Raw genomic sequence first — 24236 nt, 5'->3', positions numbered from 1 at the left:
CTAACGGGATGTGTCGGAGGGTGGTTCGACCACGTTTCCGGCTGTCGGTTTCGTGCGCAGCTGGTCCCACAGCAGCAGGACGGCGCCCAGCGTGATCGCCGAGTCGGCCAGGTTGAACGCCGGCCAGTAGTAGCCGGCGGCGTGCCACTGGATGAAGTCAACGACGGCGCCGAAGCGGATGCGGTCGATGACGTTGCCCAGCGCGCCGCCGAGCACCAGCGTGAGCGCCAGCGACAGGCGGAATTCGCTGCTGTGCCGGCGCAGCAGCAGCACGATCCAGGCCGAGACGGCGAGCGAGAGAACGGTGAAGAACCAGCGCTGCCAGCCGCCGGCGTCGGACAGGAAGCTGAAGGCCGCGCCGGGATTGAAGGCCAGCACCCAGTTCCAGAACGGCGCGACGTAGCGCGACTCGCCGGGATGCAGCGTCCCGAGGACGAGCCATTTGCTGAGCTGGTCGAGCAGGACGATGGTCCCGGCCAGCCACAGCCACGGCTTGATGTTACGCGCAGGCACGGGGTTCGCCCTCGCCGTGCAGGTTGCTGACGCAGCGTCCGCAGATTTCCGGGTGCGCCGGGTCGGCGCCGACATCCTCGCGCACGTGCCAGCAGCGTTCGCACTTGGCGTGCGTCAGCGGCGTGCATTCGACCTTGTCCTCGGCGCCACGGATCACCCGCGTCTTGGAGCAGATGAAGACGAAACGCAAGTCGTCGGCCAGCGAGTTCAGCAGCTCGTATTTCTCGCCGTCGGCGTACATCGTGACTTCCGCCTGCAGCGACGAGCCGATCTTGCCGGCGATGCGCAGTTCTTCCAGCGCGCGGGTGACGTCGGCGCGCCAGCCGCGGATCTTGCTCCACTTGTCGAGCAGCGCGGCTTCGTCGGCGAGCGCGGGCAGCGGCTGCCAGGTGTGCAGCATGATCGAATCGTCGGCGTCGCCGGTGATCGTCCGCCAGACTTCCTCGGCGGTGAAGGTGAGGATCGGCGCCATCAGCTTGACGAAGGTCTGCGTCACGTGCCACAGCGCGCTTTGCGCCGAGCGGCGGGCCGGCGAGGCGGCGGCGGCGGTGTACAGGCGGTCCTTCAAGATGTCGAGGTAGAAGCCGCCGAGGTCTTCCGAACAGAAGGTCTGCAAGGCCTGCACGACGCGGTGGAATTCGTACCGGCCGTAGTCCTCCTCGCATTGCGCCTGCAGGCGGCGCGTCATGGCCAGCGCGTAGCGGTCGATTTCCAGCCACTGTTCCGGCGGCAGCATGTCCTGTTCCGGCTTGAAGTCGGCGGTGTTGGCGAGCAGGAAGCGCAGCGTGTTGCGGATGCGGCGGTAGGCTTCGACCACGCGCTTGAGGATTTCGTCCGAGATCGACAGTTCGCCCGAATAGTCGGTGGCCGCCGTCCACAGGCGCAGGATGTCGGCGCCGAGGGTGTCGGAGACTTTCTGCGGGGCGATCACGTTGCCCTTGGACTTGGACATCTTGAGGCCCTTGCCGTCGACCACGAAGCCGTGCGTGAGCAGGGCCTTGTAGGGCGCGCGGCCGTCGATGGCGCAGCCGGTCAGCAGCGAGCTCTGGAACCAGCCGCGGTGCTGGTCGGAACCTTCGAGGTACAGGTCGGCCGGGAATGCGCAGTCGGCCGCGTGCGAGCCGCGCATCACCGAAAGGTGGGTGACGCCGGAGTCGAACCACACGTCGAGCGTGTCCTTCATCTTGCGGTACTGGCCCGCTTCGTCGCCGAGCAGTTCCTGCGGGTCGAGCGAGAACCAGGCCTCGATGCCGGCCTGCTCGACGCGCAGCGCCACCTGCTCGATGAGTTCGGGCGTGCGCGGGTGCAGCGCGCCGGTTTCCTTGTGCAGGAAGAAGGGGATCGGCACCCCCCAGTTGCGCTGGCGGGAAACGCACCAGTCCGGGCGGCTCTTGATCATCGCTTCGAGCCGCGCGCGGCCCCAGGCCGGGAAGAACTGCGTCTCGTCGACGGCGCGTTCGGCGATCCAGCGCAGCGTCGCGGGTTCGTCCTGATCCGTACGCTCGACCTCGCCGGGCAGCGCGGCGCGGTGGTCCATACCGATGAACCACTGCGTCGTGGCGCGGAAGATGATCGGCGTCTTGTGCCGCCAGCAGTGCGGGTAGCTGTGCACGATCTTTTCGGTCTTGAGCAGGCGGCCTTTGGCTTCGAGTTCCTGCAGCACCAGCGGGTTGGCTTCCCAGACCGTCTTGCCGGCGAGCGGCGCCACGGACAGCGCGGGCGTGGCGGGCAGGAAGCGGCCGTCGTCGCCGACCGGGTTGTTGACCGGCAGGCCGTATTGCTTGCCGATCAGGTAGTCGTCCGCGCCGTGCGCCGGCGCGGTGTGCACCAGCCCGGTGCCGGCCTCGAGCGTGACGTGCGTGCCGCAGATGATGGCCACGTCGCGTTGCTGGAACGGGTGCCTGAGCAGCACGTGTTCGAGGGCGGCGCCCCTGGCCGAACCGACCACGCTGCCTTGCAGCCCGTAGCGTGCGAGGCACGCCTCGGCCAGTTCGCGCACCAGGATCAGCGTGCCCTTCGAGGTTTCGACCAGATCGTAGGTGAAGTCCGGGTGGGCGCTCACCGCCTCGTTGGCCGGCAGCGTCCATGGCGTGGTCGTCCAGATCACCGCGAACGCCGGCGCGCGCAGGTGGGCGAGGCCGAACGCCTTGGCCACCTTGTCGGCGTGGTTGGGATGGACCTCGAAGGCGACGTCGATGGCCGGCGAGGTCTTGTCCTCGTATTCGACCTCGGCCTCGGCCAGCGCCGAACCGCAGTCCAGGCACCAGTTGACCGGCTTGAGGCCCTGGTACAGGTAGCCTTTTTCAAGGATTTTGCCGAGCGCGCGGATTTCGTCGGCCTCGGTCTTGAACGCCAGCGTGAGGTAGGGGTTGTCCCACTCGCCGAGCACGCCGAGGCGGATGAAGTCCTTCTTCTGGCGCTCGACCTGCTCGTTGGCGAAGGCGCGGCACAGTTCGCGCACCTTGTCGCCGGGGATGTGCTTGCCGTGCAGCTTCTCGATCTGGTGTTCGATCGGCAGGCCGTGGCAGTCCCAGCCCGGCACGTAGGGCGCGTCGAAACCCGCCAGCGTCTTCGAGCGGACGATGATGTCCTTGAGGATCTTGTTCACCGCGTGGCCGATGTGGATGTCGCCGTTGGCGTACGGCGGGCCGTCGTGCAGGACGAAGCGCGGGCGTCCCTTGGCGGCCTCGCGGATCTTCCGGTAGAGCTTTTTCTCTTGCCAGTCCTTCACCCACTGCGGTTCGCGCTTGGCGAGGTCGCCGCGCATCGGGAAGGAAGTGTCGGTCAGGTTCAGCGTGTTTTTGTAGTCGGCCATGGCGGTTACTCAGTGCTTGAAATACTCTCTCGCGGCAGCGGCGTCCCGGGCGATCTGCGCCTGCAGCGCCGCGAAGGACGGGAAACGCTGTTCGCTCCTCAGCTTGTGTACGAAGCGGACGTTCAGGTGGACGCCGTAGATGTCGGCGTCGAAATCGAAAAGGTGCACTTCCAGCAGCGGCCGTGCGAGCCGGTTGGCGCTCGGGCGGACGCCGAGGTTGGCGACGCCGTGGTGCGGGCCGTCCGGCAGGCCGTGCACCTCGACGGCGAAAACGCCGGTAAGCGGCGGGTTGTCGTGCTTGATGCGGATGTTGGCGGTGGCGAATCCCAGGCTGCGGCCGACCTTGTCGCCGTGTACGACGCGGCCGTCGATCGCGTAGGGCCGGCCGAGCAGCCGGGCGGCGTGTTCCATCTCGCCGGCGGCCAGCGCCGCGCGCACGGCCGAACTCGATGCGCGTTCGCCGTCGACCATCACGCTTTCCATGCGCTCGACGCGGAAGCCGTGGCGCTCGCCGGCCGCGCACAGCGTGGCGAAGCTGCCCGCGCGGTGGGCGCCGAAGCGGAAATCGTCGCCGATGATCAGGTAGCGGGTCTGCAGCGTGCCGACGAGGATGCGTTCAATGAACTCCTGTGCCGGCAGCGCCGCGAAGGCGGCATTGAAGCGGCAGACGCAGGCCAGCGCGACGCCCTCCTCGGCGAGCATCTCCAGTTTTTCCCGCAGCGTGGAAAGACGCGCCGGGGCCGCCTGCGGCGTGAAGAATTCGCGGGGATGCGGTTCGAAGGTCAGCGCCGCGGTCGCCAGGCCCTCGCGTTCGGCAACGGCGCGCAGGCGCTCCAGCAGGGCGCGATGGCCGCGATGGACGCCGTCGAAATTGCCGATGGTCAACGCCGTGGCCCGGGGCACCGGACGGGAAAAACCGCGAAAAACGAGCATCGGGGGAGATATCGTCGGACAAACGGAAAAGGTATGAATTATAACGGCGTTTCAACGCCTTTGGCCGGCCTTCGGGCCTGCGGCCGCGCGCGCGTCCGCTCCTCCCGCGGCGAAAACGGCGGGCCGGGAAGTGGCATATACTGCGGCGTTCGCGGCACGGACCGCTCACCTTTTCCTTTCCATTCCCTGCGAGCCTCTGTCCACCATGAGTCGGGACCTCTGCTACCACTGCGGCCTGCCGGTTCCCGACGCCGCCGGCTTTTCCGTGGATATCGGCGGGCAGCCGCGGCGCCTGTGCTGCGGCGGCTGCCAGGCCGTGGCGCGGGCCATCGTCGACAACGGCCTGGCCGACTACTACCGCCAGCGCGACGCCCTGCCCGAGTCGCCGCGCGAGGCGATGCCGGCGGCCTTGGCCGGCCTGGAACTCTTCGACCATGAAGGCTTCCAGAAGACCTTCGTGCGCGAACTGGACGCCGCGGAGCGCGAGGCGGCGCTGATCGTCGAAGGCATCACGTGCGCCGCGTGCATCTGGCTGATCGAGAAACACGTCGCCGCGCAGCCCGGCGTGCTCGGCGTCGAGATCAATTTCACCTCGCACCGCGCCCGCGTGCGCTGGGACGCGGCGCAAACGAAACTCTCCGCCGTCCTGGCGGCCGTCGCCGCCATCGGCTACCGCGCGCATCCCTACGACGCGGCGCGCAGCGAGGCGCTGGCGCGCAAGGAGCGGCGCGGCGCGCTGTGGCGCGTCTTCGTGGCCGGCTTCGGCATGATGCAGGTGATGATGTACGCGGTGCCGGTCTACCTGGCGGGCGACGGCGAGATGACGCCCGGCATCGAGTCGCTGATGCGCTGGGCCAGCCTGGCGCTGACCCTGCCGGTGGTCGGCTATTCCGCGGCGCCGTTCTTCCGCGGCGCGTGGCGCGACCTCGGCCAGCGCCGTGCGGGCATGGACGTGCCGGTGGCCATCGGCGTCGGCGTGGCCTTCCTGGCCAGCGTGTGGGCCACGCTGACGGCATCCGGCGAGGTCTATTTCGATTCGGTGACGATGTTCGTGTTCTTCCTGCTCGGCGGGCGCTACCTTGAAATGACCGCCCGCCAGCGCGCCGTCGGCGTGACCGAGGCGCTGGCCCGGCTGACCCCGGCCTTCGCCGCGCGCATTCCGGGCTACCCCGGCGAGCGCGCGGTCGAGCAGCTGCCGGCCGCCGAACTGCGTCCCGGCGACGTGGTGCTGGTGCGGCCGGGTGAGATCATCCCCGCCGACGGCTGCGTGGTCGAGGGGCGCAGCGGCGCCGACGAGGCGCTGCTGACCGGCGAGAGCGCGCCCGTGGCGAAAGCGCCGGGCGCGCCGGTGATCGGCGGCGCGCTCAACGTCGACAGCCCGCTGTTCGTGCGCGTCGAGCAGGCGGGCGACGCGACGCGGCTGGCGGCGATCGTCCGCCTGATGGAACGGGCCTCGCTGGAACGTCCGCGCATCGTGCAGGCGGCCGACCGCGTCGCCTCGCGCTTCATCCTGGCGGTGCTGCTGGTGGCGGCGCTGGCGGCCGCGGCGTGGTGCTTCGTCGCGCCGGCCAAGGCGCTGTGGGTGGCCGTTTCCGTGCTGGTGGTGACCTGCCCGTGCGCCCTGTCGCTGGCGACGCCGGTGGCGCTGACCGTGGCCAGCGGGGCGCTGGCGCGCGCCGGCCTGCTGGTGACGCGCGGCAACGCCGTCGAAACGCTGGCGCGGGCGACGCATTTCGTGTTCGACAAGACCGGCACGCTGACCTACGGCCGTCCAACGCTGCTCGACGTGCTGCCGCTCGGCCGGCTCGACGGCGCGTCGTGCACGGCGCTGGCGGCGGGTGTGGAACACGCTTCCGAGCATGCCATCGGCGCGGCGCTGCGCGAGGCGGCGGGGCCTGCCGCCGTGCGCGTGGCCGAGTCGGCCAACACGCCGGGCCGCGGCATGGCCGCGGTATGGGACGGGAAAACCGTGCGCATCGGCCGCCCGGACTGGGTCGGGGAATTACACGGCAAGCCGCTGCCCGAGGCGGCGCTGGCGCGGCTGGACGGGGCGGAAACGGCGGTGGCGCTGGCCGATGCGGAGGGCTGGCTGGCGCTGTTCCGCTTCGGCGACGCCATCCGTCCGGACGCGGCGGCGATGATCGCCGCGCTGCGCGCCGAAGGGCTGCAGGTGGCGCTGCTGACCGGCGACGCGGCGCCGGTCGCCGCCCGCGTCGCGCGCGCGTTGGGCATCGATGCGGTGCGGGCCGGCGCCACGCCGCAGGAAAAGCACGCCTACGTCGTCGCGCTGCAGGAGGGCGGCGCGGTGGTGGCGATGGTCGGCGACGGGATCAACGACGCGCCGGTGCTCGCCCGCGCGCAGGTGTCGGTGGCCATGGGCGGCGGCGCGCAGCTGGCCCGCACGCAGGCCGACCTGGTGCTGCTCTCGGAAAACCTCGACCACCTCTGCCGCGGCTACCGGCTGGCCCGGCGGACGCTGCGCGTCATCCGGCAGAATCTGGCCTGGTCGGTGGTTCTACAACCTGGCGGCCCTGCCGCTGGCGATGCTCGGCTTCGTCACGCCGTGGATGGCCGGCATCGGCATGTCCGGCAGTTCGCTGCTGGTGGTGCTCAATTCACTGCGTCTGCAGCCCCGGGACGGGCGCTAGCATGGAAATCCTCTACCTGCTGATTCCCCTTTCCGTCGTGCTCGTGTTCCTGATCGGCGCCGCCTTCTGGTGGTCGCTGCGCAGCGGGCAGTTCGACGACCTCGAAGGCCCCGGCCATCGGCTGCTGATGGACGACGACAAGGCGCGGGAGCAAGAACCGGAGAACGGGAAGCCGGAGGAACGGTGAGGCGGCAACCGGGCGGGGCAGGCCGACCGCCGCCCTAATGCCCGTGCGCCACCATTTCCAGGCGCACGATATCCGCGTCGTAGAAGCGGCTGCCCGCCTCGCGCCTGACCAGCAGGCGTTCGCGCAGGAACGCCGCGATGATCCGGCTGGCCGTCTCGATGGTGGTGCCGAGCATCAGGCCCAGGTCCTCGCGGCTGAAGTTGTAGACGCGGTTGCTGTCGCCGTCGCGCAGGTGCAGCAGCAGGCGGGCCATGCGCACGCGGGCGGCGGCGCCGGTGCTGGTCATGTCCACCAGCCATTGCTCGGTCTCCCGCAGGGCGGCCTGCCATTTCTGCATCAGGTTCCATTGGAAGCCCGCGTGTTCGAGGCAGATCCGCTGGATCGCGCGGATCGGCGTCCGGCAGGCGTGCACGGCGCCCACGGTGACCGCCGTGTGGGCGTAGCTGCCGGCCAGCAATCCCTCCATGCCCGCCACGTCGCCGGGTTTGAGCACGCGGACGATGCGCGGTTCGCCGTCCCACGAGGCGGCGATCAGCTTGACCGCGCCGGTGCGCAGCACCCACAGATGTTCGGCCCGCGTGCCCGGCCGATAGAGGACTTCGTCGGAGGCGATGCCGGTGTTGTTGACGTCCACGTGCAGCGTGGCGATGGCGTCCGGCGACAGCCCCGCGAAAAAGGAATTCTCGCGACCGTCGCAGGCGAGGCAACCGGCGTTGTTGCGCCAGGCGGTGCAGATTCTCAGTTTTTCCACGGTTGGGTTCCGGGCCGGTGTGTGCGGGAGCGCGGGACGGGTCGACGTTCCGCGCAGTATTCCGGCCTTGCCGCCTGCGGTCAAGCCGGTCCGCCGTTCGGGCGGGCCGGAACTTGCGGCGGCCGGCGCTCAGAAGCGATAGCCGAGGCCGATGCCATAAAGCATCGGATCGAGGTCGACCTTGCCGACCTTGGCGCCGCCGACCTTCACGTCGGTATCCATGCGGATGTACTTGACGTCGAGGTTGATCGACCAGTTCCTGGACAGCGCGTAGTCGAAGCCGATCTGCGCCGCCGGGCCGAAGCTGTCCTTGTCGACCGACGCGGCGCCGTCGAGGATGTGGTCGCGCTTGTAGAAGCGGGTGTAGTTCACGCCGAGGCCGAGGTAGGGCTTGAACGCGCCCAGGTCGGTGAAGTGGTATTGCAGCAGCAGCGACGGCGGCAGGGCCTTGATCGTTCCCTGCCTGCTGCCGCCGACGTCGATGTCGATCTTCTGCGGATAGGTCAGCACGAGTTCGGCGGCGATGTTGGGGGTGAAGAAGTAGCTGATGTTGACTTCCGGAATCCAGCGGCTGTCCGCTTCGACCTTGGTCGTCCCGCCGAGCGGCAGGCCCGAGCTCTGGCCGTTGTCGAAGTTCAGGTAGACCGCGCGGCCGCGCACCATCCAGTTGCCTTCCAGCGCCTGCTGGGCAAGCACCGGGAAGCTCGCGCACAGCGCGACGCCGAGCGCGGCGAGTTTTTGTGAACCTTGCATGTGTTCCTCCCTTGTGAGTTGAAAAGACCATGTGACGCGCAGGGGAATTGTATGCTTCCTCTTGAAAAAAATTGATCTATATCAATCAATGGGTAGAGCAGCGAGCCGGAATGTGGCCTAATTGCAACGCTCGGCAAGGAGGGGTGTATCTTCCGGTTTGATTTGTATCAATCCAGAAGCGCAAAAAACACTATTATCGGCAGGGTTTCTTCCGCCGTGCGAAACGGGCGGGGAACACGCCGGCCCGCGGCGGGTTGACGGTCCGCGGGCGAGTGGCTAGCCTGCTACCGGCATCGTTCGGAAATACTGAAAACAGCGTGCCGAGCCGGTTTCTTCGATAAATCGAGAGGTGGGGTCCATGTCGGAAATTCAGTCTGCCTACAACTACAAGGTCGTGCGCCAGTTCACCGTGATGACGGTCATCTGGGGCGTGGTGGGCATGCTTGTGGGAGTCATCATCGCCGCGCAGCTGGTCTGGCCGGACCTGAACATCGGCTTCCTGCATTTCGGCCGGCTGCGCCCATTGCACACCAACGCGGTCATCTTCGCCTTCGGCGGCTGCGCGCTGATGGGCACGTCGTACTACGTGGTGCAGCGCACCTGCCACGCGCGGCTGTTCTGCGACAAACTGGCGGCCTTCACCTTCTGGGGCTGGCAGCTGGTCATCGTGCTCGCCGCGATCACGCTGCCGCTCGGCTACACCTCGGGCAAGGAGTACGCCGAGCTGGAATGGCCGATCGACATCCTGATCGCCCTCGTCTGGGTGTCCTACGCGGTCGTCTTCTTCGGCACGATCTGGAAGCGCAAGGTATCGCACATCTACGTGGCCAACTGGTTCTACGGCGGCTTCATCCTGGCCGTGGCCCTGCTGCACATCGTCAATAGCGTGGCGATCCCGGTGTCGCTGACCAAGTCCTATTCCGCCTACGCCGGCGTGCAGGACGCGATGGTCCAGTGGTGGTACGGCCACAACGCCGTCGGCTTCTTCCTGACCGCCGGCTTCCTCGGCATGATGTACTACTTCGTACCCAAGCAGGCCGAGCGCCCGATCTATTCCTACCGCCTCTCGGTGGTGCACTTCTGGGCGCTGATCTTCACCTACATGTGGGCCGGCCCGCACCATCTGCACTACACCGCGCTGCCCGACTGGACGCAGTCGCTGGGCATGATCTTCTCGCTGATCCTGCTGGCGCCGTCGTGGGGCGGCATGATCAACGGCATCATGACCCTCTCGGGCGCCTGGCACAAACTGCGCGACGACCCGATCCTGAAATTCCTGATCACCTCGCTGTCGTTCTACGGCATGTTGACCTTCGAAGGGCCGATGATGTCGATCAAGACGGTGAACGCGCTGTCGCACTACACCGACTGGACCATCGGCCACGTGCATTCCGGCGCGCTCGGCTGGGTGGCGATGATTTCCATCGGCTCGATCTATTACCTGCTGCCGCGCCTGTTCGGCAAGGCGGAGATGCACAGCGTGCGGCTGATCACCGTGCATTTCTGGGTGTTGACCATCGGCATCGTGCTGTACATCGCCTCGATGTGGATTTCCGGGGTGATGCAGGGGCTGATGTGGCGCACGGTGAATGCCGACGGGACGCTGGCCTACAGCTTCGTCGAATCGGTCAAGGTGTCCTATCCGTTCTGGGGCATCCGGCTGATGGGCGGCGTGCTGTTCCTTTCCGGCATGCTGATCATGACCTACAACATGGTCAAGACGATGGCCGGCGGCAAGACGGAGGACGCGCCGGTACTGCTGCCCGCCGGACACCACGCCTGACAGGGAGACACAAGAAAATGAAACTGACGCACGACTCGATCGAACGCAACCTCGGCCTGCTGATCGTGCTGACCATCCTGGTGGTCAGCGTCGGCGGCCTGCTGGAGATTGTGCCGCTGTTCTTCCAGAACTCGACGACCACGCCGGTCGAGGGGCTCAAGCCGTACAACCCGCTGCGCCTGACCGGGCGGGACATCTACGTCCGCGAGGGCTGCTTTCTCTGCCATTCGCAGATGATCCGGCCGTTCCGCGCCGAGACCGAGCGCTACGGGCATTATTCGGTGGCCGGCGAATTCGTCTACGACCATCCGTTCCAGTGGGGCTCCAAGCGCACCGGCCCGGATCTGGCGCGCGTCGGCGGCCGCTATTCGGACGAATGGCACCGCGCCCACCTGATCAATCCGCGCGACGTGGTGCCGGAGTCGAACATGCCCGCCTTCGCCTGGCTGGCCAGGACGCCGGCCGATGCCGGCAGCGTGGGCGCCAAGATGGCCGCCCTGCGCAAGGTCGGCGTGCCCTACACCGACGAGGAGATCGCCGGCGCGGCCAAGGAACTGGAGGGCAAGACCGAGCTGGACGCGCTGATCGCCTACCTGCAGGGGCTCGGCCTCGAAGTGAAGAACGTCCGCTGAACGCCATGAACATCGACATCAACGATCTGCGCTCCGCCGTGACGGTGCTCTCGTTCGTGACCTTCCTGGGCATCGTCTGGTGGGCGTACGGCTCGAAGAGCAGCAAGCAACGCTTCGAGGAAGCCGCCAACCTGCCGTTCTCGGACGTCGAGGCGGAGCGGGCCGAGCGCGGCGGCATGCCTGGCGGCGGGGAGCCGGGGAAAACATCAGGGAAAACATCATGAGCGATTTCGTAAACGAGTTCTGGAACTGGTATGTCATCCTGATCGTGCTGATCAGCATCCTGGCCTGCGCCGTCCTGCTGTGGGCGCAGAGCACGGTGCGGCCGAAGGGCGGCGGGACGACGACGGAGACCACCGGGCACGTGTGGGACGAAACGCTCGAGGAATACAACAATCCGCTGCCGCGCTGGTGGATGTGGCTGTTCTACGTCACCGTCGCCTTCGGGCTGGTCTACGTCATCCTGTATCCCGGCCTGGGGCGCTTCCCCGGCGTATTGAAGTGGACGTCGGTCGGCGAATACCGCGAGGAAGTCGAGCGCGTTGACGCCCAGGTCGGCCCGCTGTTCGAGAAGTACCTGAAGGCGGATCTGCTGGCGATGGCCGGCGACAAGGAAGCCATGGAGATGGGCGGGCGCCTCTACCAGACGTATTGCGTGCAGTGCCACGGCGCGACCGCGCAGGGTTCGCGCGACAAGGGCTACCCCAACCTGACCGACCGGGACTGGCAGTGGGGCGGCGAGCCGGCGCAGGTGGTCGAGACGATCACCGGCGGCCGCATCGGCATGATGCCGCCCTACGGCGGCAACCCGGACGCGGTGGGCGGCGAAGCCGGCGCGCGCGAACTGGCGAACTATGTCCGCTCGCTGTCCGGCCTGTCGCACAACGCCGAGCTGGCGGCCAAGGGCAAGGAGCGCTACGCCGCGGTGTGCATCGCCTGCCACGGCCCGGACGGCAAGGGGATGCAGGCGCTCGGCGCGCCGAACCTGACCGACAAGGTGTGGCTGTACGGCAGTTCCGAGGCGAAGATCGTCGAGACCATCACCGGCGGCCGCACCAACCAGATGCCGGCCTGGAAGGATTTCCTCGGCGAAGCCAAGATCCACGTGCTGGCGGCCTACGTCCTGAGCCTGAGTTCCGGGGCGGCCGCCAGATAGCGGTTCGCACAAAGGCGGTATAGTCCGCCCTTTACGGTAGTCCAGTAGCGCCATGAACAAGACGGTCGATGTACGGGCTCCACGGAGCAAAGCGGTGCCGGTTGACACGACCGGCCTTTACGAGAAGCGCCGCAAGATCTACGCGCGCAGCGTCGAACGGCCAGTTCGACAACTGGCGCTGGGTCATGGTCTGGGTGACGCAGCTCCTGTTCTACGGCGGCTGCTGGCTGGAGTGGGGCGGGCGGCAGGCGGTGCTTTTCCACCTCGTCGAACGCAAGTTCTACATCTTCGGCGGCGTCTTCTGGCCGCAGGATGCGATCTACCTCGCCGTCCTGCTGGTGATTTCGGCCTATGCCCTGTTCCTGGTCACCGCCGTCGGCGGACGGCTGTTCTGCGGCTACGCCTGTCCGCAGACGGTCTATACCGAGATCTTCATGTGGATCGAGCGCAAGGTCGAGGGCGACCGGCCGGCGCGCATGAAGCTCGACGCCCAGCCCATGTCGGCGCGCAAGTTCCGGCTCAAGCTGACCAAGCATCTCTTGTGGGCGGTCGTTGCCGCGTGGACGGGCTTCACCTTCGTCGGCTACTTCACCCCGGTCCGGGAACTGGCGGCGTCGGTCCTCGCCTTTTCGCTCGGCGGCTGGGAGATCTTCTGGGTCTGCTTCTACTCCGCCTTCCTGTACATGATGGCCGGTTTCATGCGCGAGCAGATGTGCAAGTACCTGTGCCCGTACGCGCGCTTCCAGAGCGTCATGTTCGACCCGGACACGCTGATCATCGGCTACGACGCGGCGCGCGGCGAACCGCGCGGGCCGCGCCGCAAGAACGCCCCCGCCGACGCCGCCCGGCAGGGCGACTGCATCGATTGCGGCCTGTGCGTGCAGGTGTGCCCGACCGGCATCGACATCCGCGACGGGCTGCAGCTCGAATGCATTGCCTGCGCCGCCTGCATCGACGCCTGTGACGGGGTGATGGACAAGATCAAGCTGCCGCGCGGGCTGATCCGCTATTCGACGGAGAACGCGCTGGCCCGCCATTATTCGGCGCGCGAGATCGGCGCCCACCTGATGCGGCCGCGCACGCTGGCCTATCTCGCGCTGCTGCTGGTGATCGTCGCGGCCGCCGCCTGGAGCCTGGCCACGCGCATTCCGCTCAAGGTCGACGTCATCCGCGACCGGGCCACCCTCTACCGCGAGGCCGACGACGAACGGATCGAAAACGTTTACCGCCTGCACATCATGAATACCGGTGAAAAAGCGCGTCGCTACGCGATCTCGGTCGGCGGCATCGACGGCATCGCCGTGGTCGGCGACCCGGTCGCCGAGGTGCCGGCCGCGTCGAACAAGGATTTCATCGTGGTCGCCTCGGTCAAGGACGGCGCCGCGCCGAAGGGATCGAACAAGATCGTCTTCGCCGTGCGCGACAGCGACGACGCCGCCGTCGCCGTGCAGGAAAAATCCACCTTCTACATGCCATGAAGCGGGAGCACGAACCGGTCTTGCCCTGGTATCGCCACCGCTGGCCGTGGCTGCTGATGCTCGGTCCGTTCCTGGTGATCGTCGCCGCAGGGATCACACTATGGCTGGCGGTGCGCAGCGACGACGGCCTGGTGGCCGACGACTATTACAAGCAGGGGCTGGCGATCAATCAGGCGACGTCGCGCGACCGGCGCGCCGCGGCCTTGGGCGTCGGTGCCGAGATGCGCTTCGATCCGGTGCGGAAGATGATGCGCGTCGTCCTGCGCGGCGCTCCCGCCGCGGCGCCGGAGGCGCTGGTCCTGAAACTGTCCCACCCGACCCGCAGCGGACTCGATCACACGCTCCGGCTGCGGCGCGACGACGGCGGCGGTTATTCGGCGGCCTTCGGCGACGAGCCGGCCGGGCGCTGGTACGTTTCGCTGGAAGACGGCGCGGGCGAATGGCGCCTCTCGGCGGCGTGGGACGCCGGAAAGCAGCCCGTCCTGGTCCTGGACGCGGCGGCTCCGGCGGCAGCCCGCTGACCTACTTGGCGAACTTCTGCACGAGCTGGTTCAGTTTTTCCGCGCGCTGCCGTTCGGCGGTTTCGGCTTCCTTCTCCGCCTTGCGGCGCTCGGCTTCCTTCCGGAAGCGTTCGCGCAGGATGTCGGCCGCGTGCCGGCGATGCTCCTCGGGCACTTCGCCGCCCGGCGTGCCGTCGAGATTGAAGCGCTGGTCCGCCTTTTCCATCGCTTTCAGGTAACGGAACGAGTTGGTGTGCATGCCGAGCGCCAGGCGCAGCGTCTTGCGGCTGAGTCCGGCATCCTGGGCGAGCAGCTGCTTGTCGATGCCGATGGCCAGCGGTTTGAACTCGCGAAAGACCGGGTATTTTTCCTGGAAGGATTTGAGCAGGCTGCGTGCTTCCTGTCCTGGGCTGGCGACTGGGGTGGGCGTGGTCATGTGTGGAGAAGGGCTGGATTGGCGGGCGATACCGACGCCCGAAAGCTTACCACGCCGGATCGGCGCAACGGAACCCGGTACGCCGGTGCGGAGCACACCGGTATGCCGCCGGATCGTCCGGCGGGAAGAGCGTTTCAGGACGGGCGCGATTCCCCGCGCAGCGCGCGAAAGGCCGCGTAGCGGCTCGCGGCGATGCCGCCGGCTTCGACGGCCGCGCGGATCGCGCAACCCGGCTCGCGGTCGTGCCGGCAGTTGCGGAACCGGCAGCTGCCCAGCCAGGGCCGGAATTCGCGGAAACCGTGCTCGATCTCCGGCACGGACAGATGGTGCAGGCCGAATTCCTGCAGTCCGGGCGAATCGATCAGCGATGAATCTCCCGGCAGGCGATAGAGCGCGGCGTGCGTCGTGGTGTGCCGGCCCGAGTCGAGCGCCTCGGAGATTTCGCGCGTGCGGGCGTTGGCCTCGGGGACGAGCGCGTTGATCAGCGTGGACTTGCCCATGCCGGACTGGCCGACGAACACCCCCGTCTGTCCCGCGAGATGCGGCCGCAAGGCCTCGGCGCCGGCGCGCGCGGACAGCCGGAGAATCGGGTAGCCGAGGCTGGAGAACGGGGCCAGCGCGGCTTCGGCGGCCGGCAGGCGGTCGGCGAGGTCGCACTTGTTGAGCACGATCAGCACGCCGATGTCCTGGCTTTCGGCGGCGACCAGGCAGCGCGTCACCAATTCCTCCGAGAACGACGGCTCGGTGGCGACGACGACGACGACGCGGGTGACGTTGGCCGCGATCAGCTTCTGCCGGAATTCGTTGGAGCGGTAGAGCAGCGTGCGGCGCGGCAGCACGGCGTCGATGACGCCCTGCGTGGCGCTGCTGCGCGCGACCGAGACGCGGTCCCCGCAGGCCAGCTCGCTTTTCTTGCCGCGCGGGAAACAGGGCAGCGTGCCGCCGTCCGGCAGTTCGACGAGGTAGTGCCGCCCGTGCGCGGCGATGACCGTTCCTTCGAGCTTCAAGACGGCGGCGAGGACAGGGCGGCCAGGCGCGCGATGCGCTGCGCGGCCGGCGGATGTGAGTCGTAGAAGAGCGAATGCAGGGGATCGGGCGTCAGGGTCGCGGCGTTGTCCTCGTACAGCTTGACCAGCGCCTTGGTGAGATCGCCAGCGACGGCGTGCTCGGCGGCGTAGCGGTCGGCCTCGAACTCGTGGCGGCGCGACAGCAGGCTGGCGAGCGGGGTCGCTAGGAAGGTGAAGACCGGCACGGTCTGGAAAAACAGGATCAGCGCCATCGCCGTATTGCGGGCGTCCTCCGCGGTGACGCCCAGGCCGGCGTAGAACCAGTCGGCGTGCATCAGCCGGCCGAGCGCGTACAGCAGGAACAGCGTCATGCCGAAGATCAGCGCGATGCGCTTGACGATGTGGCGGTGCTTGAAATGCCCCAGCTCGTGCGCCAGCACGGCCTCCACCTCCTGCGGTTCGAGGCGACCGAGCAGGGTGTCGAAGAAGACGATGCGCTTGGTTTTGCCGAAGCCGGTGAAATAGGCGTTGCCATGGGCGGAGCGTTTGGAACCGTCCATCACGAACAGCCCGGAGCTGGCGAATCCGCAACGGGCCAGCAGGGCTTCGATGCGCGCCTTCAGCGCCGCGTCGTCGAGCGGCGTGAAGGTGTTGAACAGCGGCGCGATCCACGCCGGATAGACGAACAGGATCAGCAGGTTGAAGCCGCACCAGAACAGCCAGACGTACAGCCACCAGGCCTCGCCCATGCGCGCCATCAGCCACAGCACGGCGAGCAGGACCGGCGTGCCGATGGCCGCGCCGAGCGCCAGCTGCTTGGCCAAGTCGAGCAGGAACAGGCGCAGGGTCATCCGGTTGAAGCCGAAGCGCTGTTCGATGACGAATTGCGTATACAGCGACATGGGCAGGTCGACGGCGGCCGAGATGGCGGTGACGCTGAAGATCAGGGCCACGCCGTACCACAGGCCGTCGAGGCGCGGCGACCAGAAGTCGTGCAGCGCCTGCAGCCCGCCGCCGAGCGTGAAGGCCAGCAGCACGGCGACCTCGGCGGCCAACGCGAGCCGGCCGAAGCGGACGCGGGCGATGCAGTAATCGGCCGCCTTCTGGTGCGCCGCGAGCGAAACGCGGTCGGCGAACTGTGCCGGCACCGCCGCCCGGTGCGCGCGGATGTGCGCGATCTGCCGGGCGCCGAGCCACAGGCGCAGGGCCGCCATCAGGGCCAGCGCGGCGAGAAAGGCCAGGGAAAACGCGGAGACGGACGAGGCGGCGGAGTCGGACATCAAGCTGTGCCAGAATGCGGTTTTGACAGGTGGAAACGGATTATATGGCACAGAGCGACAATCATCTCGTCTGGCTGGACATGGAAATGACCGGCCTCGACCCCGAGCGCGACCGCATCATCGAACTGGCGATCATCGTCACCGACGGCAATCTGGAAACCGTCGCCGAGTCGCCGGTCTGGGTGGTGCACCAGCCGGAGCCGGTGCTCGACGCGATGGACGACTGGAACAAGGGCACGCACGGCAAGTCGGGCCTGATCGAGCGGGTGCGCGCGTCGGTCCTCGACGAGGCGGCGGTCGAGGCGGCGGCGCTCGCCTTCGTGCAGGAATACGTGCCGCAGCGCATCAGCCCGATGTGCGGCAACTCGATCGGCCAGGACCGGCGCTTCATGGTGCGCTACATGCCGGCGCTCGAAGCGTGGTTCCACTACCGCAACATCGACGTCAGCACGCTCAAGGAGCTCTGCCGGCGCTGGAAGCCCGAGGTGGCCAAGGGCTTCGAGAAGGCGTCGGCGCACACGGCGCTGGCCGACATCCGCGAATCCATCGAGGAACTGAAGTATTACCGGGAGCACTTCATCAAGCCGTGATCCCGGCCCGCGCGCCGGCCGCTATTCGGTGCGGGCGCGGCTGGGGATGGCCGGGTCCGGCTCCGTGCTGACGGGAGCGAGGTCGGTCAGGTCGCTGGCCGGGTCCGCCTTCCGGCCGCGGCGGTACAGATGGAATCTGTCGTCGGCGCGCCGGTCGCTCGGGCGATTGCCCGTCCAGGCCGGGCGCCAGCCCGCCTCGGCCAGGCCGGCCGGGTTGTGCTGGTTGCCCTGCACCAGCAGCCAGGAACAGGCCGCGGCCCGCTCGCTCCTCTGCGGGATGATGCGGATGTCTTCGAAATAATCCAGGGTGGCGAGGAACGACAGCTGCAGCCCCGCCCCGGCGATGCAGTCCGTCCTGACGGGCAGCGCCTTGGCGAGCGACGCGGAGACGTCGCGGAAGGTCTTGCCGTAATCGATCCACGGCATCCACAGGCTGGCGAGCAGCAGCCAGAACAGCGTCAGCCCGGCCATCCAGTGCATGATGCCGCGCATCGGCGAGCGCGGGCTGGTGACGATCATCCAGAACCAGATGCCGGTGCACGCCAGCGCAAAGAGGAAGGCCGGCGCGCTGAACGTCCCGACGAAGCCGGGCTCCAGGCGCACGGCCTGGCGGGCCAGCCGCTCCGGCCAGCCGAAGACCAGGGCGCTCCAGCCGATCCAGACGATGCAGGCGAAGAAGGTGAAGGTCACCATGCCGAACCAGTCGAAGGCGTTCGCCGCGCCACGCCGCAGGGCGCCGGCGCCGGCCGCCGCGAGCAGCACCAGCGGCGGCAGCACGAGCAGGGCCGTGGCGCTGCGCAGCGAGGTCAGCAGCGCCAGCACGAGCAGGGCGGCCAGGAAGGACAGCGCCGGCAGGGCGATGGCCGGGGCGCCGAGCCCCCGGCGTTTCGACCACAGCGACCAGCCGGCCAGCGGCAGGGCCGGCCACGCATACCACAGCAGCAGGTTGGCGTAGCGCAGGAAATTGGCGGCCGGATTGGCCGGCAGCGTCAGCGTGGCCAGTTCGGCCTGGAAGAAGCTGGCGAAGTAGCCGGGGGAAGCGGTGTAAACGGCCAGCAGCCAGGCGGCGCAGGGCACGGCGGCGGCACCGACGCCCGCGAGGAGCCAGCCGGCGTGGCGGGCGCGGTTCTCCGAGCGCCAGACGGCGATCGCCATGGCCGGCAGCAGCGTGATCACCGGCAGCAGCCCGTTGGCCAGAAAGCCGGTGGCGAAGGCGGCGGCGAACACCGCGGCGGCGCGCCGGGGCTGGCGCGGCAGCAGGGTCAGCGCCCAGTACGCGGCGGTGTGGGCGGTCAGCGCGACGAGCATCGGCTGCGCTTCGTGGGCGTGGAACAGGAAGCCGATGCTGCCCGCCAGGATCAGCGGCGCCGCCGCCGCGTGTTCGCGTCCGTGCAGTTCGCGCGCGGCGAGCAGGATGAATTCGAGCGAGAGCAGGGTGAACACGCCGCTGGTCATGCGTGCCGCGTCGTGGAACGGCATCAGCCAGGAGAACGCCTTGCCGATGGCCGCGGCCAGCCAGTAGTAGAGCGGGGCGTCCGGGTAGGTGCGGCCGGCCAGCTGCAGCAGCAGCCAGTTGCCGTGCCGGGCGATGTCATGGGCGATGCCGATGGAGATCGCGTCGTCGTGCTTCCAGGGATCGTGCCCGATCAGGCCGGTGAAGATGTAGATGACGAGCAGCGCGGTCAGCACCCAGCCGTCGGGCGGCAGGGAGATTCCTCTGAAGCGTGGTTTTTCCTCGAGAAAAGGCATGGCTCAAAGCGCTCGATCACGTTGTTCCGCCAGGCCCGTCCGGCGCCCTGGGCGGAATCCGCACAACAAAAAAGGCAGCCCGGCGGCTGCCTTTTTGCCGAGTCCGCAGGAACTCGCCGTCGGACCGGAGGTCAGGCGGCCTTGGCTTTCGTGCCGTACTTCTTGTTGAACTTCTCGACGCGGCCGGCGGTGTCGATGATCTTCTGCTTGCCGGTGTAGAACGGATGGCAGGCGGCGCACACTTCGATGTGCAGCGCCTTCTTCATCGTGGATTGCGTCTTGAAGACGTTGCCGCACGAGCAGGTGACTTCGATCTCTTGGTAGGCGGGATGGATATCGGATTTCATCTGGGAAATTCCTTCTGGTCAATTCGAGCGGCTCGACATGAACGGCTGCCACGTCGGTGGCCGACTCCGGAAAACGGCGGATTATCCTTGTTTTTTCCTCGGATTGCAATCGAATCAAGGCATCAGCGGCGCATCGAATCGAAGAACTCGGCGTTGTTCTTGGTGGCCTTGATCTTGTCGAGCAGGAATTCCATCGCCTCCAGGTCGTCCATGTTGTAGAGCAGCTTGCGCAGCACCCACATCTTCTGCAGGACGTCGGGCATCAGCAGCAGTTCCTCGCGGCGGGTGCCCGAGCGGTTGACGTTGATCGCCGGGTAGACCCGCTTTTCCGCCATGCGCCGGTCGAGGTGAATCTCCATGTTGCCGGTGCCCTTGAATTCCTCGTAGATCACGTCGTCCATGCGGCTGCCGGTGTCGATCAGCGCGGTGGCGATGATGGTCAGCGAGCCGCCTTCCTCGATGTTGCGCGCCGCGCCGAAGAAACGCTTGGGCTTCTGCAGGGCGTTGGCGTCCACGCCGCCGGTGAGCACCTTGCCGGAAGCCGGCTGCACGGTGTTGTAGGCGCGCGCCAGACGGGTGATCGAGTCGAGCAGGATGACCACGTCCTTCTTGTGCTCGACCAGGCGCTTGGCCTTCTCGATGACCATCTCGGCCACCTGCACGTGGCGGGTGGCCGGCTCGTCGAAGGTCGAGGCGACCACTTCGCCGCGCACCGAGCGCGTCATTTCGGTCACTTCCTCGGGGCGCTCGTCGATCAGCAGGACGATCAGGTTGATGTCCGGATGGTTGGCGGTGATGGCGTGCGCGATGTGCTGCATCATCACCGTCTTGCCGCTCTTCGGGCTGGACACCAGCAGGCCGCGCTGGCCCTTGCCGATCGGCGAGATGATGTCGATGATGCGGCTGGTGATGTTCTCCTCGCCGCGGATGTCGCGTTCGAGCCGGATGTGCTGTTCCGGGTGCAGCGGCGTCAGGTTCTCGAAGAGGATCTTGTTCTTCGAGGCTTCCGGCGGCTCGCCGTTGATGCGGTCGACCTTGACCAGCGCGAAGTAGCGCTCGCCGTCCTTCGGCGTGCGGATCTCGCCTTCGATGGTGTCGCCGGTGTGCAGGTTGAAGCGGCGGATCTGGCTCGGGCTGACGTAGATGTCGTCGGTGCTGGCGAGATACGAGGTGTCGGGCGAGCGCAGGAAGCCGAAGCCGTCCGGCAGGGTTTCCAGCGTGCCGTCGCCGAAGATCGTCTCGCCTTTCCGGGCCTGGTTCTTGAGGAGGGCGAAGATCAGTTCGTGCTTGCGCAGCCGGTTGGCGCCTTCGATGTTGTTGGCCACGGCCATGTCGAGCAGCTGGCTGACATGGAAGGCCTTGAGTTCGGATAAATGCATGTGCGAGGTCGGGAAAGGAAAAGCCGGGTAGGCCGGAATTCGTCACGCGAGTGACGTCAACAGAACGTATAGAGGTTTGGGTAAGGCCGGGAAGGTTGCTACGGAGTTGCTGCGGCTACGGGATCACGCACTGGATCAGGGCCTGAAAGTGCCAGCCGGGCTGGTTTGTTTCTGTTCTCCGGAAGCGCAGCCAAAAACTTTCAGGCGGAGCGTAGCGATTTTACAGATGGCTGTCAATAAACGCGGTGAGCTGCGACTTCGACAGGGCGCCGATCTTGGTGACCTCGACGTTGCCGTTCTTGAACAGCATCAGCGTGGGAATGCTGCGCACCGCGAAGTTGGCCGGCGTGGACGGGTTGTCGTCGATGTTCAGCTTGGCGATCTTGAGGCGGCCGGCGTACTGCTCCGCGATCTGGTCGAGAATGGGAGCGATCATCTTGCAGGGGCCGCACCATTCCGCCCAGAAATCAAGGAGAACGGGCAAGGGCGACTGCAGTACCTCGGCCGCGAAAGTGTCATCGGTGACGTAGTGAATGTGTTCACTCATGGGGATGCCTCGTGGGGTAGGGGGAGTGGCAAATAAGAGGGCCGGCGGCCGGCCGAAGTTCTATCGTAGCGAAAAAAAAAAGGCATTGGAAGCGCCGTTCCGGCCGCCGGACCCGCGGCGCGGCGCTCCGGCGGCCGGCTTCGAAACGCCGCGAAGGCTTAGGTTTCCGCCGTTTACAGCCCAAATCGGAGCCCGTATCATGCAGCGAAAATGCATGGGGGCAGGGAGCGGTCATGAATCTGGAAAAGGTCATTTTCGGTTTTTTCGTAATTCTCGCATGCACGCTGAATTTCGGTTTCTTCATCGGTGAACTGAGCGATTTCAGCGAGCACGACGCCGGGCATCTTTTCGCCGCCGTGGTGGTCAACCTGATCGCCCTGGTGATGAAGTTCGGCGACCGCACGCACATCGGCGCCACCCACCTGGCGACCAGCATGGTGGCCATGCTGCAGCTGCTGGCGGCGTCCCTGGTCTGGATGTGGCACGTGCACATCAGCCACCTGGCGATGAACGGGGGGACGATGTCGACCATCGTCTCGCTGAGCGGCGGCGCGCTGCTGGCCAACCTGATTTCGGTGATTCTGCTGATCAGCGAGACGCTGCGCCAGACGCGCTGAACGGGACGCCGCCGCTTGAACGAAGTCCTGTTCGTCATCCTGCGCCGGCTGCGCCGGCCGCTGATCGCGCTCATCGTCGCCTATGCCGTCTCGGTATGGGGGCTGGTGCTGATTCCCGGCGTCAACGGGGATGGAAATGTCGCCCGCATGAGCTTTTTCCATGCCCTGTATTTCATCAGCTACACGGCGACCACCATCGGCTTCGGCGAGCTGCCCAATACCTTCACCGATCCGCAGCGGGTGTGGACCATCGTCTGCATCTACCTGTGCGTGGTGGCCTGGGCCTACGCGCTGGGCAGCATCTTCCATCTGTCGCAGGACCAGACGCTGCGCGACGCGGTCGCCCGCCGCCGTTTCGCCCTGCGCGTCGCCGCCCTGCAGGAGCCCTTCGTGCTGATCGTCGGCTACGGGCAGAGCGGCATCATGCTGGCGCGCATGCTCGACCGCATGGGCCAGCGCATGGTGCTGGTCGAACTGCGCGGCGAGCGCGCCGCCAGCATCGAGATCGAGGAGTACCAGTATCTGCCGCTGTTCCTCGCCGCGGACGGGCGCCTGCCCGACGTGCTGGTCGACGCCGGCGTGACGCACCGCAAGTGCATGGCCATGGTGGCGCTCGCCGGGAACGACGATGCCAACCAGTCGGTGGCCATCTGCGGCACCGTGCTCAATCCGTCGCTGCGCATCATCACCCGGGTGCATACGCCGATCGCGCTGGCCAACCTGGAGTCGTTCCGCAACATCGAGCCGATCAATCCGTTCCAGAGCTTCGCCAACAACATCCGCCTGGACATGGGCTCGCCCGAACGCCTGCGGGTGATCGAATGGCTCTCCGGCCTGCCCGGCGGCGTCCGCCCGGAGCCGCTCAACCTGCCGAAGGGGCATTGGGTGGTCTTCGGATCGGGCAGCTTCCCCGAGTATTTCGTCGCCGCGCTCGAAGGCGCCGGCGTGACCTGCACGCGCGTCGAGCTCGATTCCCGCCAGCAGGGCGAGAGCGCGGCGCTGCAATACACGGGCGGGATGACGCGGGAGATGGTGGCGGCGGAGATCGGCAAGGCGGTCGGCATCGTCGTCTGCACCGACAGCGACGCGCTCAACCTGGCCACGGTGACCCGCGCGCGTTCGATCAATCCCGCCGTGTACGTGGTGATCCGGCAGGCGCACGTGGCCAACGCCAGCCTGATCGACGCATCGATGGCCAACCTGCGTTTCGTCAAGGCGGAGGTGGTGTCGCACAAGGCGCGGCAACTGCTCACCTCGCCGCTGCTCATCCGCTTCCTCAAGTACCTGGACGAGGATTCGGGCGAGATGGCCCGGCAGACCGCCGCGCTGCTCGAAGAGCGCGTCGGGGACAAGGTGCCGTTCATGTGGGTGTTCGATTGCTATGCGTCGTACGCCGGCCTGCGCGAGGCGCTGGCGCCGGACGTCGACCCGCCGCTGACCATCGGCGATCTGCTGATCAACCCGGAAAAGCCGCCCGAGCGGCTCCGCGCCGTGCCGCTGTTGCTGCTGCGCAAGCGGCAGGAGATACCGCTGCCGCCCGAGAACACCCGCCTGCTGTCCGGCGACCGGATTCTGTTCGCCGGCCAGCGCGGCGAAAAGGAACTGCAGCGGCGCTTCCTGCTCGAACCGAGTCCGCTGGCCTACGTGCGCACCGGCGTGGAGCCGCCGCGCAGCTGGCTGTTCCGCCGCCTGTTGCTGCGCGATGGCGATTGAAATGAACGGCGGGCGCGGCGGTGCCGCGGGCCGCGTAGCGTTGCGCGCAAATGCGCTATAGTTTTATCAACCTCACCAAGGAGCCGAGAGGCGCGCCATGACTCATGTCGTCACCGAGAACTGCATTAAATGCAAGTACACGGACTGCGTGGATGTATGCCCGGTGGATTGCTTTCACGAAGGTCCCAACTTCCTGGCCATCGATCCCGACGAGTGCATCGACTGCACGCTGTGCGTCGCCGAGTGCCCGGCGTCGGCGATCTTCGCCGAGGACGACGTGCCGGACAACCAGCGCCAATTCATCGACCTGAATGCCCAACTGGCTCCGGGTTGGCCGACGCTCACCGAGCGCAAGTCGCCGCTGGACGACGCCGATGCCTGGAACGGTATTCCCGACAAGCTGGACAAGCTGGAACGCTGAC

Annotated in this window: 23 protein-coding genes and 1 pseudogene; 12 read left to right on the top strand and 12 right to left on the bottom strand. The window is 67.2% G+C overall.

Going from position 1 to position 24236, the window contains the following annotated elements:
- The 3 genes from lspA to QM701_RS06955 are packed head-to-tail and all read right to left on the bottom strand — an operon-like array spanning window position 1 to window position 4261.
- A complete protein-coding gene (gene lspA, locus QM701_RS06965; RefSeq protein WP_415166361.1) occupies window positions 1-513 on the bottom strand; it encodes a signal peptidase II in 513 nt (170 codons plus the stop codon).
- Window positions 500-3328 (bottom strand): isoleucine--tRNA ligase, encoded by a 2829-nt coding sequence (gene ileS / locus QM701_RS06960; protein WP_415166360.1) that lies wholly within the window; start codon window positions 3326-3328, stop codon window positions 500-502. The genes lspA and ileS overlap by 14 nt, the downstream gene beginning before the upstream one ends.
- A gap of 9 nt (window positions 3329-3337) precedes the next feature.
- Window positions 3338-4261 carry a bifunctional riboflavin kinase/FAD synthetase gene (locus QM701_RS06955; protein WP_415166359.1) on the bottom strand — a complete coding sequence of 308 codons (924 nt, stop codon included), beginning with the start codon at window positions 4259-4261 and terminating at the stop codon, window positions 3338-3340.
- Window positions 4262-4466: 205 nt separating this feature from the next.
- Here QM701_RS06955 and QM701_RS06950 point away from each other — a divergent pair, with 205 nt between their 5' ends.
- Window positions 4467-6932, top strand: coding sequence for a heavy metal translocating P-type ATPase (locus tag QM701_RS06950; protein WP_415166358.1), 2466 nt, complete (start codon window positions 4467-4469; stop codon window positions 6930-6932).
- The gene (ccoS, locus tag QM701_RS06945; RefSeq protein WP_415166357.1) at window positions 6911-7096 is read left to right on the top strand and encodes a cbb3-type cytochrome oxidase assembly protein CcoS; all 186 of its coding nucleotides are present in this window, start codon (window positions 6911-6913) and stop codon (window positions 7094-7096) included. Before QM701_RS06950 ends, ccoS begins: the two co-directional genes overlap by 22 nt.
- Before the next feature lie 34 nt (window positions 7097-7130).
- Here ccoS and QM701_RS06940 read toward each other — a convergent pair whose 3' ends face one another.
- A complete protein-coding gene (locus QM701_RS06940; RefSeq protein ID WP_415166356.1) occupies window positions 7131-7847 on the bottom strand; it encodes a Crp/Fnr family transcriptional regulator in 717 nt (238 codons plus the stop codon).
- A gap of 129 nt (window positions 7848-7976) precedes the next feature.
- Window positions 7977-8600, bottom strand: a complete 624-nt coding sequence (locus QM701_RS06935; RefSeq protein WP_415166355.1) for an OmpW/AlkL family protein — start codon at window positions 8598-8600, stop codon at window positions 7977-7979.
- Between the two features lie 358 nt (window positions 8601-8958).
- On the opposite strand from QM701_RS06935, the gene ccoN reads away from it, so the two are divergent.
- From ccoN to QM701_RS06905, 6 genes and pseudogenes are all read left to right on the top strand, one after another.
- A complete protein-coding gene (ccoN, locus tag QM701_RS06930) occupies window positions 8959-10383 on the top strand; it encodes a cytochrome-c oxidase, cbb3-type subunit I (RefSeq protein ID WP_415166354.1) in 1425 nt (474 codons plus the stop codon).
- A gap of 23 nt (window positions 10384-10406) precedes the next feature.
- Window positions 10407-11015: a cytochrome-c oxidase, cbb3-type subunit II gene (gene ccoO, locus QM701_RS06925; protein WP_415169355.1), complete on the top strand. Its 609-nt coding sequence runs from the start codon at window positions 10407-10409 to the stop codon at window positions 11013-11015.
- A gap of 5 nt (window positions 11016-11020) precedes the next feature.
- A complete protein-coding gene (locus tag QM701_RS06920) occupies window positions 11021-11239 on the top strand; it encodes a cbb3-type cytochrome oxidase subunit 3 (protein ID WP_415166353.1) in 219 nt (72 codons plus the stop codon).
- Window positions 11236-12171, top strand: a complete 936-nt coding sequence (ccoP, locus tag QM701_RS06915) for a cytochrome-c oxidase, cbb3-type subunit III (protein ID WP_415166352.1) — start codon at window positions 11236-11238, stop codon at window positions 12169-12171. Before QM701_RS06920 ends, ccoP begins: the two co-directional genes overlap by 4 nt.
- Window positions 12172-12223: 52 nt before the next feature.
- Window positions 12224-13649, top strand: a pseudogene (gene ccoG, locus QM701_RS06910) (cytochrome c oxidase accessory protein CcoG).
- Between the two features lie 20 nt (window positions 13650-13669).
- Entirely contained in the window at window positions 13670-14170 is a 501-nt protein-coding gene (locus tag QM701_RS06905) for a FixH family protein (protein ID WP_415166351.1), read from the top strand.
- 1 nt (window position 14171) lies between these two features.
- Here the strand turns inward: QM701_RS06905 and QM701_RS06900 are convergent, their stop codons facing one another.
- The 3 genes from QM701_RS06900 to QM701_RS06890 form a co-directional block, all read right to left on the bottom strand.
- Window positions 14172-14585 carry a ProQ/FINO family protein gene (locus tag QM701_RS06900; protein WP_415166350.1) on the bottom strand — a complete coding sequence of 138 codons (414 nt, stop codon included), beginning with the start codon at window positions 14583-14585 and terminating at the stop codon, window positions 14172-14174.
- A gap of 134 nt (window positions 14586-14719) precedes the next feature.
- A complete protein-coding gene (rsgA, locus tag QM701_RS06895) occupies window positions 14720-15592 on the bottom strand; it encodes a ribosome small subunit-dependent GTPase A (RefSeq protein WP_415166349.1) in 873 nt (290 codons plus the stop codon).
- Complete coding sequence (locus QM701_RS06890; RefSeq protein WP_415166348.1) at window positions 15589-16872, bottom strand: M48 family metallopeptidase; 1284 nt, start codon at window positions 16870-16872, stop codon at window positions 15589-15591. The genes rsgA and QM701_RS06890 overlap by 4 nt, the downstream gene beginning before the upstream one ends.
- A gap of 44 nt (window positions 16873-16916) precedes the next feature.
- Between QM701_RS06890 and orn the strand changes: the two genes are divergently transcribed.
- Window positions 16917-17462 (top strand): oligoribonuclease, encoded by a 546-nt coding sequence (gene orn, locus QM701_RS06885; RefSeq protein ID WP_415166347.1) that lies wholly within the window; start codon window positions 16917-16919, stop codon window positions 17460-17462.
- A 21-nt stretch (window positions 17463-17483) separates the two neighbouring features.
- Here the strand turns inward: orn and QM701_RS06880 are convergent, their stop codons facing one another.
- The 4 genes from QM701_RS06880 to trxA all read right to left on the bottom strand — a co-directional run bounded on the left by QM701_RS06880 (window position 17484) and on the right by trxA (window position 21484).
- Complete coding sequence (locus QM701_RS06880) at window positions 17484-19211, bottom strand: ArnT family glycosyltransferase (protein ID WP_415166346.1); 1728 nt, start codon at window positions 19209-19211, stop codon at window positions 17484-17486.
- 131 nt (window positions 19212-19342) lie between these two features.
- Window positions 19343-19558, bottom strand: coding sequence for a 50S ribosomal protein L31 (gene rpmE, locus QM701_RS06875; RefSeq protein WP_415166345.1), 216 nt, complete (start codon window positions 19556-19558; stop codon window positions 19343-19345).
- Between the two features lie 122 nt (window positions 19559-19680).
- A complete protein-coding gene (rho, locus tag QM701_RS06870) occupies window positions 19681-20937 on the bottom strand; it encodes a transcription termination factor Rho (protein WP_415166344.1) in 1257 nt (418 codons plus the stop codon).
- Between the two features lie 220 nt (window positions 20938-21157).
- The gene (trxA, locus tag QM701_RS06865) at window positions 21158-21484 is read right to left on the bottom strand and encodes a thioredoxin TrxA (protein ID WP_415166343.1); all 327 of its coding nucleotides are present in this window, start codon (window positions 21482-21484) and stop codon (window positions 21158-21160) included.
- Window positions 21485-21717: 233 nt separating this feature from the next.
- Here trxA and QM701_RS06860 point away from each other — a divergent pair, with 233 nt between their 5' ends.
- From QM701_RS06860 to fdxA, 3 genes are all read left to right on the top strand, one after another.
- Entirely contained in the window at window positions 21718-22101 is a 384-nt protein-coding gene (locus QM701_RS06860) for a DUF6394 family protein (RefSeq protein ID WP_415166342.1), read from the top strand.
- Between the two features lie 15 nt (window positions 22102-22116).
- Window positions 22117-23814: an NAD-binding protein gene (locus QM701_RS06855; RefSeq protein ID WP_415166341.1), complete on the top strand. Its 1698-nt coding sequence runs from the start codon at window positions 22117-22119 to the stop codon at window positions 23812-23814.
- Window positions 23815-23911: 97 nt separating this feature from the next.
- Window positions 23912-24235, top strand: a complete 324-nt coding sequence (gene fdxA, locus QM701_RS06850) for a ferredoxin FdxA (protein WP_415166340.1) — start codon at window positions 23912-23914, stop codon at window positions 24233-24235.
- Window position 24236 lies beyond the last annotated feature (1 nt).

This window comes from Propionivibrio sp., from assembly GCF_047602565.1.
Lineage (GTDB): Bacteria > Pseudomonadota > Gammaproteobacteria > Burkholderiales > Rhodocyclaceae > Propionivibrio.
This window is presented reverse-complemented; position numbering and strand designations above follow the sequence as displayed.